General features: G+C 43.9%; 15 protein-coding genes. 9 read left to right on the top strand and 6 right to left on the bottom strand.

Translation table 11 applies throughout. From position 1 onward, the window contains the following. Nucleotides 1-219: 219 nt before the first annotated feature. Nucleotides 220-1,410, bottom strand: coding sequence for a BAR domain-containing protein (locus tag MD535_RS03145; protein ID WP_265673475.1), 1,191 nt, complete (start codon nucleotides 1,408-1,410; stop codon nucleotides 220-222). A 266-nt stretch (nucleotides 1,411-1,676) separates the two neighbouring features. Here MD535_RS03145 and MD535_RS03140 point away from each other — a divergent pair, with 266 nt between their 5' ends. Further along, nucleotides 1,677-1,916: a TIGR02647 family protein gene (locus MD535_RS03140; protein ID WP_250616771.1), complete on the top strand. Its 240-nt coding sequence runs from the start codon at nucleotides 1,677-1,679 to the stop codon at nucleotides 1,914-1,916. A gap of 121 nt (nucleotides 1,917-2,037) precedes the next feature. Here MD535_RS03140 and MD535_RS03135 read toward each other — a convergent pair whose 3' ends face one another. Then, nucleotides 2,038-2,463: a PACE efflux transporter gene (locus tag MD535_RS03135; RefSeq protein ID WP_265673474.1), complete on the bottom strand. Its 426-nt coding sequence runs from the start codon at nucleotides 2,461-2,463 to the stop codon at nucleotides 2,038-2,040. A 98-nt stretch (nucleotides 2,464-2,561) separates the two neighbouring features. Here MD535_RS03135 and MD535_RS03130 point away from each other — a divergent pair, with 98 nt between their 5' ends. Then, on the top strand, nucleotides 2,562-3,446 hold the full coding sequence (locus tag MD535_RS03130; RefSeq protein WP_265673473.1) for a LysR family transcriptional regulator: 885 nt from the start codon (nucleotides 2,562-2,564) through the stop codon (nucleotides 3,444-3,446). 1 nt (nucleotide 3,447) lies between these two features. Next, on the top strand, nucleotides 3,448-4,290 hold the full coding sequence (locus MD535_RS03125) for an NAD-dependent epimerase/dehydratase family protein (RefSeq protein WP_265673472.1): 843 nt from the start codon (nucleotides 3,448-3,450) through the stop codon (nucleotides 4,288-4,290). 86 nt (nucleotides 4,291-4,376) lie between these two features. Here MD535_RS03125 and MD535_RS03120 read toward each other — a convergent pair whose 3' ends face one another. Continuing rightward, nucleotides 4,377-4,955: a thymidine kinase gene (locus tag MD535_RS03120; RefSeq protein ID WP_265673471.1), complete on the bottom strand. Its 579-nt coding sequence runs from the start codon at nucleotides 4,953-4,955 to the stop codon at nucleotides 4,377-4,379. An 87-nt stretch (nucleotides 4,956-5,042) separates the two neighbouring features. Next, nucleotides 5,043-6,431: a cysteine--tRNA ligase gene (gene cysS, locus MD535_RS03115; RefSeq protein WP_265673470.1), complete on the bottom strand. Its 1,389-nt coding sequence runs from the start codon at nucleotides 6,429-6,431 to the stop codon at nucleotides 5,043-5,045. 237 nt (nucleotides 6,432-6,668) lie between these two features. On the opposite strand from cysS, the gene MD535_RS03110 reads away from it, so the two are divergent. The 4 genes from MD535_RS03110 to MD535_RS03095 are packed head-to-tail and all read left to right on the top strand — an operon-like array spanning nucleotide 6,669 to nucleotide 9,757. Then, nucleotides 6,669-7,163, top strand: a complete 495-nt coding sequence (locus MD535_RS03110; protein ID WP_102470481.1) for a peptidylprolyl isomerase — start codon at nucleotides 6,669-6,671, stop codon at nucleotides 7,161-7,163. 35 nt (nucleotides 7,164-7,198) lie between these two features. After that, nucleotides 7,199-7,963: a UDP-2,3-diacylglucosamine diphosphatase gene (lpxH, locus tag MD535_RS03105; protein ID WP_265673581.1), complete on the top strand. Its 765-nt coding sequence runs from the start codon at nucleotides 7,199-7,201 to the stop codon at nucleotides 7,961-7,963. A gap of 60 nt (nucleotides 7,964-8,023) precedes the next feature. Beyond that, complete coding sequence (locus MD535_RS03100) at nucleotides 8,024-9,256, top strand: EAL and HDOD domain-containing protein (RefSeq protein WP_265673580.1); 1,233 nt, start codon at nucleotides 8,024-8,026, stop codon at nucleotides 9,254-9,256. Between the two features lie 12 nt (nucleotides 9,257-9,268). Next, on the top strand, nucleotides 9,269-9,757 hold the full coding sequence (locus MD535_RS03095; RefSeq protein ID WP_265673469.1) for a YchJ family metal-binding protein: 489 nt from the start codon (nucleotides 9,269-9,271) through the stop codon (nucleotides 9,755-9,757). 108 nt (nucleotides 9,758-9,865) lie between these two features. Here MD535_RS03095 and MD535_RS03090 read toward each other — a convergent pair whose 3' ends face one another. Together MD535_RS03090 and MD535_RS03085 are read right to left on the bottom strand one after the other, a co-directional pair. Then, nucleotides 9,866-10,066, bottom strand: a complete 201-nt coding sequence (locus tag MD535_RS03090) for a DUF4250 domain-containing protein (protein WP_265673468.1) — start codon at nucleotides 10,064-10,066, stop codon at nucleotides 9,866-9,868. A gap of 102 nt (nucleotides 10,067-10,168) precedes the next feature. Next, a complete protein-coding gene (locus tag MD535_RS03085; RefSeq protein ID WP_265673467.1) occupies nucleotides 10,169-10,852 on the bottom strand; it encodes a hypothetical protein in 684 nt (227 codons plus the stop codon). Between the two features lie 178 nt (nucleotides 10,853-11,030). On the opposite strand from MD535_RS03085, the gene MD535_RS03080 reads away from it, so the two are divergent. After that, nucleotides 11,031-13,337, top strand: coding sequence for a YgiQ family radical SAM protein (locus MD535_RS03080; RefSeq protein ID WP_313897270.1), 2,307 nt, complete (start codon nucleotides 11,031-11,033; stop codon nucleotides 13,335-13,337). 193 nt (nucleotides 13,338-13,530) lie between these two features. Then, a complete protein-coding gene (locus MD535_RS03075) occupies nucleotides 13,531-13,863 on the top strand; it encodes an STAS domain-containing protein (protein WP_265673466.1) in 333 nt (110 codons plus the stop codon). The last annotated feature ends 13 nt before the right edge of the window (nucleotides 13,864-13,876 follow it).

Here is a 13,876-nt window from a genome sequence, read left to right as displayed (position 1 = left end):
TAGATATGGCAAGTGACATTTTCACTCATTATCAATATATATTGCTCGACTATGGTGAATTGTAAAAAAATTACTTAAAAAACAACTACAAAGTAGGTAGTCCACATTTTTGCACCCTTATTTTTCACCTGAACTTTCTCAAAAAAAACACCGCCTATTGGCAGTGCTCTTTAGGTCGCTCTGACCTTATATCAGCATGTTGCTATCCGCATAAAACGGTCAGTCCGCCGCTTGCTCTTGCAACGCACTAACGAGCTTCTTCAGATTTTCAATTTCAGCTCGATTATTGGCGGCTTTATCCATCGCGTCAGACACCACTTGATCATTTGCGCTCTGAACATCTCCACGCTGCATTTCCAGCAGCGCCAGTTTTTGCTTAAGCAACGCGTTCTCTTTGCGTAAAGCAATGGACTGATCGGCTTTATTTAGCATCTCAACGTCGTGCGCAATTCGCTCTGATTGCGATGTAAGATCCTGATCTCGGTAGTCATTGCCTTTCGCGGCAATGGATATTTTATGAAGACGTGATTCGGCATCCAACACTAACGGTTCAAAATTGGACTTTTCAACATTAGACAACTTTGTCACCTCGGAGACAATGGCCTCCAATCTTCGAAACTGGAAATTAATGCTATCCACATCATGTTCAATGGTTTCAAAATCGCGTGGTGATTGGCTCACAAATTGACGTAATTCCAAAATGCCCTGCTCAACATAGCTAAAGCTAATCGGTGCCATCACATTATACCTAGCCTTAGACAACGAGGATAACTTTTGCGCCAATGGTTCCACGTATATCGCATCGATCACACGAACTTCAAGTGCCATCGATTTCTCCAGAAATATGGCCTGATAACTTTCCGCCCGATCCACTTCTGACACAACTAGGTATTCAAACAAACGCTCATATTCGCGCGTCACACTGGTCGTCGCGTGGCGGAAATACTTTGCTGCCTCTATTTTTCTTAAGTAGGCCATCTGGGTCATTGCTGGCTCAAGCAACTCATCGGCCTGCTTTTTTAAACGTTGGATCGCGGTAAAGTTATACTCCACGCTATTAATGCGATCTCGAAACGCAATCGCGTATGTTTCGCTGGAAAAGACGGAATGCTTCACATCAACTTGAGACGGATCTTTTCTCATTTCAATAAACAGCTCATGCGCATCTTTCCACGAAGACATCATGTCGCGATAATTTTCCGGTGCATAGATCCTTAATGACTCAGCATCTTCCAACTGACTTGCCCACATCGAATGCGTTTTTAATACGTCTTGATAGACTTGATTTTGTGCTTGCTGAATCTGTTCAGGGCTCAGATTTGGATCTCGCTCAACCGCCGTAGGGGTTGATGCACAAGAAGTAATGCCCAAAACACACATGAGTACCACAACCGCTTTGCGCGTAGACATTTTCGCTCCTTTAACAACTAGGTAGCCGCAGCTTACCTAGCCAACTAAAATCATAATAATTATGGATCTTCACTCACTATATGCAAACTCGAAAGTAAAAGACATGACTTATACATTCAAATGGTTACAATTCATCCACTTAGAGTAAAAATCTTACAGAATACATAGAGAACACGGGGTCATCTAACAAAATATTCACTATCTGATTGTCATTATGCCCAAATCACTCTATGTTGATCGGACTATCTAAATGAAAAGGCACAGCTATGAAATTAACGTTAGAACACCTTGCCGAAATGAACTTGCTACTGCAATTTGACTTAAGCAGTTCAGCTACTGGAATCAAAGTTCATACCGACGCCAACGAAGAGATGCAAAAAGCAGTCCAACAGCTTTATGCTAAAGGACTATGTACCATGCCTGACGGTGGCTATTTAACGAGCGAGGGAATTGAAGTGGCAGAACATGCCGATAAAATCTTGCGTGTATTGAACGCTAACCTTTAGTTCTAATGCTTTTCCTGATAAGGCGGCAGATAACTCCGCCTTATCGACGAGCACTCTCACGTACTCTTCAATACGGAGACGGATTCGTTTTAAGTGCTGCGGCTAGTACTACTATTAACTATTAACTATTAACACTGCCCCACCAACGTTGATATGGCTGATATTTATCATACGCCCAATTGAATATCGTCGTATAGAAGAAGAAAAAGACTAAAAACCCCGCTTCTATCAGCAGAGCCATCCATAACGAAACCTGCAAAAACCACGCAATGGCGGGAATAGTAAACAAGATGAGACCCGCTTCAAAACCAATAGCATGCACCGCTCTCACGAGTATCGAACGCTCACTTCGCGCACCTGACACCCATTTATCGAACTGAATGTTATACACATAATTCCAAATGACCGTAAATAGACTCATGCCAACACCAACGATCATTAATGACAAAGACTGACTACCCGTTGCAAAAGAAACAACAGGGACAATGATAGCAAGTGCTAGCACCTCAAAAGCAATAGCGTGGAAGATTCTTTCTTTATTATTCATATGGATAACCTAACAAATCAACAATAAACATTACCAACATGGTGATTATCCACTATTCTAACCTCACTTAATAACGAGATACCATCAGGGAAACTGATATGTTAAGTATCGAGCAAATAGAAGCGTTTATTACTACTGTGGACACTGGTTCCTTTTCTGCTGCGGCTCGGAAGCTGGGTAAAGTGCAGTCAGCGATAAGCCAAAACATAATGAACCTTGAGATTGATTGTGGCGTGGAAGTGTTTGACCGTAGCAAGCGCTACCCAATTCTAACGGAAGCAGGAGCGAAACTTCTCCCCTACGCCAAAGCGACAATGATTCAACATCATCGATTATCAGAACTGGTCGGAAGTTTGACGCTCACAGATATCCAACCCATTATTCTCGCCGTTGACGAAGGCATTCCACTAGAACGCATCTCTCCAATCTTAAAAGCGCTGTCACAAGAATTCCCGACTCTGCAACTTGAATGCTTACTTGCCTCCAGTGTCGATATAATTGAAATGGTGCAGTCTGGCCGCGCAACGTCTGGTCTCGTATACGGCGAACACACTATTCCATTTTCTTTAGATTTTGAACATATAGGCGCGTTTGAGTTCGATATCTTTGTTGCGGCGTCACACCCACTTGCCCAAAGCGTGACACCTCATATTGAAATGTTAAGCTTACATAGACAGCTCGTCGTGAGCGCAAGAAACGCCCAAAAAAGCAGCTTTCATCAAATATTAAGCCCAGATGTTTGGTATTCAGATAGCTACGCTATGATTATGGAATGGTGTTTAGAAGGATTTGGCTGGACCTATGCCCCCTCCTACATGGCAAAAGCTGCACTTGAGAAAGGCACGTTAGTTCAAGTTCCTATAGAATTTGAAAAAATATCAGCAATCACCAATATAGACTTGATCCAACACTCTGGTAAAAGCAAAGACGCGGGTCATAAAAAATTACGAGAGCTGCTGCGACATCGCTTCGAGGACGTTTAATATGAATGGAAATCACATACTCATTGTGGGGGCTGGCTGGCTAGGTCTCCCACTTAGCAAAGCCTTAATTAGCCGTGGATACCCAGTCACTGCGACCCGAACCTCTCAACAAGGTTGTGAAGCCCTTGCGGAAAACGGCATCGACAATTTGTGCTTAGACCTCAACACGCTTCGAGACGAGAGTGACGAGCTTGCGTTGACTAACCAACTCGTCAACAAACAAATTACCACCATCATTGGCTGCTTTCCCCCTGGCTTTCGGCAAGGTGGCGGCGCTCGCTATGCGTCCCAGTGGAACCAACTCTGCCAAGTAGCCAAGCGCTTAGAGGTAGATAAGATCATGATGATCAGCTCAACGACGGTCTATCCAGAGACTGCTGAGCTCATGACAGAAGATATGGCAAGACTGCCTATCGCTCGTGGACGAGAAGACTTTACCGCGAAATCCATCATCATGTTGACGGCAGAAGAGCACGTTAGAAACTCAACATTGGACTATGCCATCCTCCGTTGCAGTGGCTTGTTTGGCCCACAACGTCATCCTTCTCGGTTTGCTTCAAAACTGAAATCGGTCAGTGATCAAGCTTCGGCTAATATGCTACACCTTGATGATGCCATTCATGCCATCATCTTTTCGCTGGAAAACATCCACTCTGGTGTCGTCAATGCCACAACACCCACTACCTGTGACAAAGTCACCTTTTACCGAGCGGCGCTTCGCTCTGCAGGACTCGATACGTCTCTCAATTTGGTCAACTCCGAGCCGGGGAAAACCATATCCAGCGAGAAACTGCAACGACTGGGCTATCACTTTAAATACCAGCATGTGTTGGATGCGCTATAGCTAAAATTAGCTATACAGTAATATTGTCGGGACAAAAAAAGGAAGCCTTCGCTTCCTTTTTCACACCATAACTTGTTGATGAAGTACTACTTACCCAGCGCCTCTTTGTAGTGCTGACGACACGCTGAGACATATTGATCATTGCCACCGATCGCAACCTGATCACCTTGTGCAATCGCTACACCATTTTCGTCTGTACGAATCACCATATTTGCTTTACGGCCACAATGACAAATAGTTTTAAGCTCAACCAGTTTATCTGCCCAAGCAAGTAAGTATCGACTTCCTTCAAACAGCTCACCTAAGAAATCGGTTCTTAGCCCGTAACACAGTACTGGGATGCGTAGCTTATCTACAACTTCCGTCAGTTGATAGACCTGTTGCTTAGAAAGAAACTGACATTCATCCACTAAAATACAGTGGCGTGGATTTTCAGCGTGAAGCGTTGCGATCACATCATAGAGGTCGGTGTCCGGGCGAAATAGTTGAGCATCAGACTGTAAGCCAATTCGGGAGCTTACCTTGCCCACACCGTAGCGATCATCCAACGCAGCGGTAAAGATAAGTGGGGTCATTCCTCGTTCTTGATAGTTAAACGAAGACTGAAGAAGAGTTGTAGACTTACCCGCGTTCATTGCTGAGTAATAAAAATACATCTGAGCCAAAATGTTACACCACATCTAAACTTAAAAATAAGCCCTTGTCAGGCAAGGGCTAGTTATAATTTACGTTTCGTTCAAAACACTGACGAGTTATTTACGACGCCATGTTGTACCTGCGGCGCCATCTTCAAGAACAATACCCATCTCCGTCAATTTGTTACGAGCTAAATCAGCATTAGCCCAATCTTTTGACGCGCGAGAATCGTTACGAAGCTTAATCAGCGCTTCAATCTCAGCCACTTCATCATCATCGCCAGCATCGCCTTTCAGGAACGCTTCAGGATCTTGATGTAAAATACCGATGATGTCTGCCAATTCTCGCATCACAGCACCCAGTTGGCTCGCTTGCTCAACATCGACGGTTTTCAAACGATTGATTTCTCGAGCCATATCGAACAATACAGAGTAAGCTTCTGGCGTATTGAAGTCATCATTCATAGCCGTAGTGTATCGAGTCACGTACTCTTCGCCGCCCGTAGGTTCCGCATCCGCATCCGCATCTAAGCCACGTAATGACGTGTATAAACGCTCTAACGCCGCTCTTGCCATGTTGAGATTATCTTCACTGTAGTTCAGTTGACTGCGGTAGTGACCAGACATCAGGAAGTAACGTACTGTCTCTGCATCGTAGTGTGACAACACATCACGAATAGTAAAGAAGTTGCCCAATGACTTCGACATTTTTTCTTTGTCGATCATCACCATGCCACTGTGCATCCATGTATTCACATATGGTGTGTCATGGGCACAGCAAGATTGAGCAATCTCATTTTCATGATGCGGGAACTGTAGATCTGAGCCGCCGCCATGGATATCGAAGTGATCGCCCAAGATAGAAGAGTTCATTGCTGAACACTCAATGTGCCAACCCGGACGGCCAGGACCCCAAGGCGATTCCCATGTAGGCTCACCTGGCTTAGACATTTTCCATAGTACGAAGTCCAACGGGCTGCGCTTTGCTGTTTCGATGTCGACACGAGCACCAGCTTGAAGCTGCTCGAGGTCTTGCTTAGACAAGCGACCATAATCGTCAAACTTACCGACTTCAAACATCACATCACCATTAGCGGCAACATAAGCAAAGCCACGCTCAATAAGACGCTCGACAAGTGCCACAATTTCTTCAATAAACTGGGTCGCACGAGGCTCGATGTCCGGGCGTTTCATATTTAGCGCATCAAAATCTGCATGCATTTCACCGATTAGACGCTCAGTCAATGAGTCACAAGTCTCACCGTTTTCATTAGCACGCTTGATGATTTTATCGTCAATATCGGTAATGTTTCGTACGAATGTGAGATCGTAACCAACATATCGAAGATAACGAGAGACGACGTCAAAAGATACAAACGTACGGCCGTGACCAATATGACAGAGATCGTAAATAGTGACCCCACAGACATACATACCAACTTTGCCAGCATGAATAGGTTTGAATTCCTCTTTTTGTCTCGTCAGTGTGTTGTATATTTTTAACATGATCTCTATCTGGATAATTACGTTTAAAAGTGTCAGCGATTATAACCATAAACCTCACCAGAATGGAGGCTTAAACAAAGAAAACTCTCAAATTGTCGTCATCAAACCTCGATATCAGCAATATCGAACAAAAACCACGCGCTGAGTGACGGATCTGTGTATTTGCCCGTTTGCTTGTCACCTCAGTTAAGCTAGAATCGTGGTTTCAACATAAAAACACAAGAATAGGTATTCATCATGATCACCCTTCATACTAATTTCGGCGACATCAAGGTTCAATTAAACGAAGAGAAAGCACCAGAAACAAGTGCAAACTTCTTACAGTACTGCCGTGATGGTTTTTACGACAACACTTTGTTCCACCGTGTTATCGATGGTTTCATGATTCAAGGCGGCGGTATGACGTCTGGCCTAAAAGAAAAAACAACACGTGCAACTATCAAAAATGAAGCAAACAATGGCCTAAGCAACAAGGTAGGTACATTAGCAATGGCTCGTACGATGGAACCACATTCTGCTAGCTCTCAGTTTTTCATCAACGTAAACGACAACAAGTTCCTAGACTTCCGTTCAGAGAGTCTTGATGGTTGGGGTTACTGCGTTTTTGCTGAAGTTGTTGAAGGTCTAGATATCGTAGAAAAAATCAAAGGCGTTAGCACTGGCTCTATGGGTATGCACCAAGATGTCCCTCTAGAAGAAGTGCTTATTACCAGCACAACAATTCACGAGTAACGGTGAGGGAGAGCGTGGCTCTCCCCTTTTTAATTATGACAACACTATTTATATCCGACTTACACCTCTCGCCTTCTCTTCCCGACACAACAGAATGCTTCATCAAGTTTATGCGTCATGAAGCGGTACACGCTGATGCCTTGTATGTGCTCGGTGATTTATTTGAGTTCTGGATCGGCGATGATGACCCCTCTGATTTTGCTCAATCTATTCGCCATGAGTTTAAGCAATTGACCAACTCAGGCGTACCGTGCTTTTTTCTGCAAGGCAATCGTGATTTTTTACTCGGCAAGCGTTTTTGTCGTGATACAGGCGTCACGCTATTACATGAGCAAACCGTTATTGATCTGTATGGGAAGAAAGTTGTGGTATTACATGGCGATACGCTCTGTACTGACGACACAAAATACTTAGCTTACCGTGCCAAGGTCAATCAACCTTGGTTGCAGTGGATTTTTAATCGCCTCCCTTTCTTTACAAGACAGCATATTGTTAATAAGATACAAGGCGATATCCGAGTAGAGAAAGTTGAAAAATCGCTCGACATTATGGATGTCGCACAAAGTGCGGTGGAAACCGTAATGAAAGCAGAAGGCGTACATATGATGATTCATGGCCATACGCACCGTCCTAATATTCACTCGTTCAAGCTTGGAAGCGAAGAATATACGCGCATCGTCTTAGGAGATTGGTACACACAAGGCTCCGTATTGGTCTGTACGCCTGAAAAACAACAACTACAAGTACGAGATTTTGTTGAAAGCATGAGCCATTCCACAGAAAATCCGACAGATCGATAGTCAACGTTACCTATTAAACGTTAAGATAGTTGATACGTTTATGAGATCATGATGCCAAATTTGAAATACTCGTACATTGCCAGACAACCTATTTTAGATATCCAACAAAAAACCGTTGGTTATGAGTTGCTTTTTAGGGATGGCCCCAATAATACGTTTCCTGATATCGATCCCGATATCGCCACTAACCGACTACTTTCGGAACATTTTCTGGCAACGCATTACAGTACGATTGGCGATAAACTTGGCTTTGTAAACTTCCCTTATCAAAGCCTCGTTAATCTGGTCCCAACCCTGTTTCCAAAAGACAATTTGGTGGTTGAGATTCTTGAAAGCTGTGAGCCGACACAAGAATTATTATTCGCAATCAAAAAAATGGCCAATGCGGGTTACACCATTGCATTGGATGATTTCATACCTAAAAAAGAGTGGCTGCCTTTCTTACCTTACACCTCAATCATTAAAATAGATATTCGCCAATTTCCATTGGATAAGGCGAAAGCACTGATTGAAAAATTGCGACCACATGACATCACTTTCCTAGCTGAAAAAGTAGAGACCTATGAGGAGTTCGAACAGGCCAAGTCGATCGGCTTCACCCAATTCCAAGGCTATTTCTTTAGCAAGCCACAACTTATTAGACGTAAACAGATAAAGCCGTCGTTTTTAACTGTCGTTCAACTGTGTAAAGAAATTTCTAACCCTGATATTAATTATGATGAGCTCGAGCGGTTGTTCTCTGTTGATGTAACACTGTCATACAAACTACTCACATTCGTAAATTCGTCCTACTTGATCCGAGCAGAAATTAAATCATTTAAACAAGCGCTGGTTTACTTGGGCGATGATCGCTTACGCAAGTTTATTTCCTTAGTCGCGATTACTTCAACGCAAGACGACAAGCCCGATTCGCTTTATAGCCTATCGATTCAGCGCGCGCGTTTCTGTGAACTCATCTTACAAGATTTAGATAGCAATATTGAAGATGGACTTGGCTTCCTAACCGGTATGTTTTCTTTGCTAGATTCGCTATTTGACCAACCTTTAGAAGAGCTGGTTCATAAAATGCCAATCAATAACCTGGTTAAATCTGCATTGGTGATAAAGCAAGGTAAGCTGGGCGATATCCTTTGCTTAGTTAAAGCGTACGAAAGTGCTGACTGGTGCTCTGTCATCGCGATTCGCGACAAGTTACGACTGAATGATGATAGACTAGCAAAACACTACGACGATGCGATAAAATGGACCGAAGATCTACTTACGATCGAATCTGAATATCACGCTCTCGCTTAATCTGGACTCAATATGTCACTTTGCTTTTGTGGTAGCCAAGTAGATTTTTCTGCTTGTTGCCAACCCGTTCATCTCAACCCTCTTTTAGCCAACACACCAGAGCAATTAATGCGCGCGCGCTTTTGTGCTCATATGACAAAAAATGTCGATTTTGTTGTCGCAACCTATCATCCTAGCTGTCACGCCGAAAATGAACGAGCATCCATTGCGGAATCTATCAATGAGAGTTGGACCAGACTTGAAGTGGTAAGTACCGAAGCGGGCACGTGTCCAAATGAAGGGTATGTCACATTTAAAGCATTTCTTGAGCAAGATGGTTTTGAACATTGCCTTTCAGAATGCTCTCGATTCCTGTTTGAAAACAACCAGTGGTATTACGTTGATGGTGAGCTAGATGACACCATCGCCCCTCGCCCGCTTACTGTTGCGTCAACCAAAATAGCAAGAAATGATCCTTGTCCATGTGGTAGCAATAAAAAATATAAAAAGTGTTGCGGCTAGTCACCTCAAACCACTTATAATTTATCCGATGACATACGCACTCGACAATCAGGCACGACTAAGGACAACAGCACGTTCGCAGCGTGCTGTTTTCAATTTTGTCACTGATTATCTCTGATAGGCCTTAAATTGATTAGTGAGCGGATCATATTGATAACCTAACATATCAAGCTTGCCCACCACGCCTTCTACATCCATCTCATACATGCATACCAGTTCTTCAAAGGACTCGCACTCTAAGCGCAGTTTCTCATTGACGATACCCAATAAAATAATACTGTCAAAGCCACTTACATTACTCAAATCCATAGTCATACTCCCTAAAAAAGGCCAGTCATTTTAAGACTAGCCTTTTTTAACGAAATAGACAGTTAAGTGTCACAGGCCGTGACAACATTCACTCAAAGAAAACTACATAAACGCATACAGGTTAAATAAACCCACACAGGCGGAAAGCAAACAGAAAAAAGCAATACTAAGTTGGCGTTTTTCCGGAGCGGTATGACGAACAAGATGCCAAATCCAAAACACGATACCAATCAGTAGCATCAGAAATGACATCAGCAATTCGACTAAATAACGCTGAGCAATGTCTTCAGGCCAGTGATAAGCGTTGATTAAAAATATCAGTACAAACACCATCGTCAAAATCACACCAAACATCGGTAGAATCCGATGGAATGCTTGTAAACGCGATCGGGCAATAATTAACAGCAGGTGAGCAAAGGCACTACCAAGCAACAGCCCTGAGCTTAATAGCGCAGCACCTTGCCCTAAAGTGGCTTGTGACGAAATAAGAATCCCCGAAAAAGCCAATCCAAAACCATTCGCTAAATGGATAACCCAGAACGGTCCTTTATCTCTGGTTTTCCCTGTTTTTACCTTGGAGTAAAAATAGAAAATCGCGAAAACGACAAGAAATGCTTCAATTTTGATTGAAGCAATGGCCAACCACAGTAAACCTATGGCCGGCAATAGCTTATGAATTCGACCACGTTGACCAGGGCAAATATCACCTTTGGCTAAAATGAGCGTAAGAATCAGCAAGGTTACCGTAATGGACGGCGCTAACAGCGTTAGAATTGAAGAAACCATAATTTCAATTGTTCACAGACTTAAAAGTGCGCTGATGATATATCAGCTTGAGTCACTTTACTATTCTTGCTCAACGCCCTGTTCATATAACCCTACGGTCTTTATTGACAAAGCTTTAATTTTGAAGTCTCCCGATTAGAAGTATATAATGCGCGCCTCCAAAGTTAGAGGTCAACTCATGTACAACGACATAACCCCAATCCATGAAACCAAAAAATACTGGGCAGAATGCTTCGGTGTCGCTCCCTTTCTGCCAACAAGCAGAAAAGAAATGGACGCACTTGGTTGGGACAGCTGTGACATTATTATTGTAACTGGCGACGCTTATGTCGATCATCCTAGCTTTGGTATGGCTATCATCGGTCGTTTGTTAGAAGCGCAAGGATTTCGAGTTGGCATTATTGCTCAGCCAGAGTGGCAGAACAAAGACGCCTTTATGACACTCGGTCAACCTAATCTATTTTTTGGTATTACTGCCGGTAACATGGACTCCATGATCAACCGTTATACGGCGGACAAGAAACTGCGCCACGACGATGCGTACACACCAAATAACGAGGGTGGCAAGCGCCCAGACCGTGCAACACTGGTCTATTCTCAACGCTGCCGTGAAGCCTACAAAGAATGCCCAATTGTACTCGGTGGCATAGAAGCGAGCCTGCGTCGCATTGCCCATTATGACTATTGGTCTGACAAAGTCCGTCGTTCAGTTTTGTTTGATGCAAAAGCAGACATACTGCTTTTCGGTAATGCTGAGCGTGCCTTGGTCGAAGTCGCTCATCGTCTGGCTGACGGCGAAGACATCTCAACATTAACCAACATTCGTGGTACCGCGATTAACCTTCCAGCAGAACCCGAAGGTTATACCATCATTGATTCCTCTAGAATTGAGAAACCAGGCAAGGCGTTCGTACCACAAAACCCTTACGCGGTAGAAAGCAATTGCGACACCAATAAAAAAGAACCCGATATCACAGTCGAAGCGAAACCGATCGCCATTAGACCCTCACGCCACGACTCTAAGACCACTGCAGTTCGGCTGCCTCCATTTGAAAAGCTGAACAATGACCGTATTCTATACGCGCATGCCAGCCGTGTAATGCACCTAGAAACCAATCCTTACTCCGGTCGGGCTCTAATCCAGCGCCACGGTAATCGTGAATTATGGGTTAACCAAGCGCCTATTCCTCTCGCAACGGATGAAATGGATTATGTGTTTGGCTTACCTTACGCACGCGTTCCACATCCGATGTATGGTAAAGCAAAAATTCCAGCGTATGACATGATCAAAACATCTGTGAATATCATGCGTGGTTGCTTTGGCGGTTGCTCGTTCTGCTCAATTACCGAGCATGAAGGACGAATTATTCAAAACCGTTCGAAAGAATCAATTATCGGTGAGCTAGAAGAGATCAGAGATAAAGTACCTGGATTTACCGGCACTATCTCAGACTTAGGCGGGCCAACAGCCAACATGTATCGCTTGGGCTGTTCCGATCCAAAAGCTGAAGCGAACTGCCGTCGCCCATCATGTGTGTTCCCTGGTATCTGTAACAAACTCAATACCGACCACAAGCACACCATCGACCTTTATCGGTCAGCAAGGAAAGTGGACGGCATTAAAAAGGTCATGATTGCCTCAGGCGTTCGATACGACTTGGCGATTGAGTCACCTGAATATGTTCGTGAGTTAGTCACGCACCACGTCGGTGGCTACTTAAAAATTGCGCCTGAACATACCGAAAAAGCCCCGCTGGACCTTATGATGAAACCGGGTATGGGCACCTATGACCGCTTTAAAGAGATGTTCGAGAAATACAGTAAAGAGGCAGGTAAGAAACAATATCTGATCCCTTACTTTATTTCAGCTCACCCTGGAGCAGAGGATGAGGACATGTTGAACCTTGCACTTTGGTTAAAGCGCAATGAGTTCGAGTGCGACCAAGTACAAAACTTCTACCCTTCTCCAATGTGTAACGCGACATCAATGTATTACTCAGAAACCAACCCGTTGAAACGAGTAAAATACAAAAAGCGCGAAGACATCCCTGTTGCAAAAGGGGAGCGTCAACGTCGCCTGCATAAAGCGCTATTGCGCTACCACGATCCAGCAAACTGGCCAATGATCAGAGAAGCCTTAACCAGCATGGGAAAAGCCTATCTTATTGGTGATAAAGCGAGCTGCTTGGTCCCTGCTGAAGATGTGGACTCACAGACACCAGCACAAAGACGAAAGTCAGGACGTCATGGTGCAAACCGGTTTGCCACTAAGCACACCAAAGGGCAACCGGATATCCGTACTGATAAACCAAGAAATAGCAAAGGGCCAAAGGCATCAGGCGGAAGAAATCATGACAGCCGCAGTAACGATAGTCAAAGCAACGATAATCGCAACAGCGGGGGTCGTAATAACGGTAGTCGCACCAATAATGCACCGCACTCCGCAGGCAAGCCCAACAAAAATCGTAAGCCACGAACGCGATAGAAACCCAGCCGACTGTCCGTTCATCCCTTGTATTAAAAAGCGCCTCTCATATTGAGAGACGCTTTTTTTTATTTTGAGAAACCAATCCTTCCAATCCCCTAGCCCTCACTAACAACCTGATAATAAAGCTTTTAATAAATTGGCACAGTTGATGCTATTTCAATATTGTCCCCAAATTTTCGAGGCAATAGACATGGAACTAGTTAAAGCAGAAACCAATAATCATACACTACGCGTGCAGCTTTTCGGTGACTTTGATGCGAGAGGTAGCCGCGAAGCTCAGACTGAAATTGATAATATTATTCACAATGATTGGCACCATGAAGTCGAAGTCGACCTAAAGAAGGTCCACTTTATGGATTCTTCAGGCATCGGTGCTATTGTTTATTTGTATAAGCGTCTGATTGAACGTGAACGCATAATGAGAATTGAAAACGTCACGGGTCAACCATTGCAAATCATGAAGTTATTACGAATTGGGCAAGCTATCCCAGTCAACACGCATGTCAACAACGAGTACTTGTAATAACGAATACTAA

Origin of the sequence: Vibrio qingdaonensis (assembly GCF_026191675.1) — a bacterium.
In the GTDB taxonomy this organism is placed as follows: Bacteria; Pseudomonadota; Gammaproteobacteria; order Enterobacterales; family Vibrionaceae; genus Vibrio; species Vibrio qingdaonensis.
Note: the sequence above shows the minus strand (reverse complement) of the source record. Positions and strands in the feature narration are given on the sequence as shown.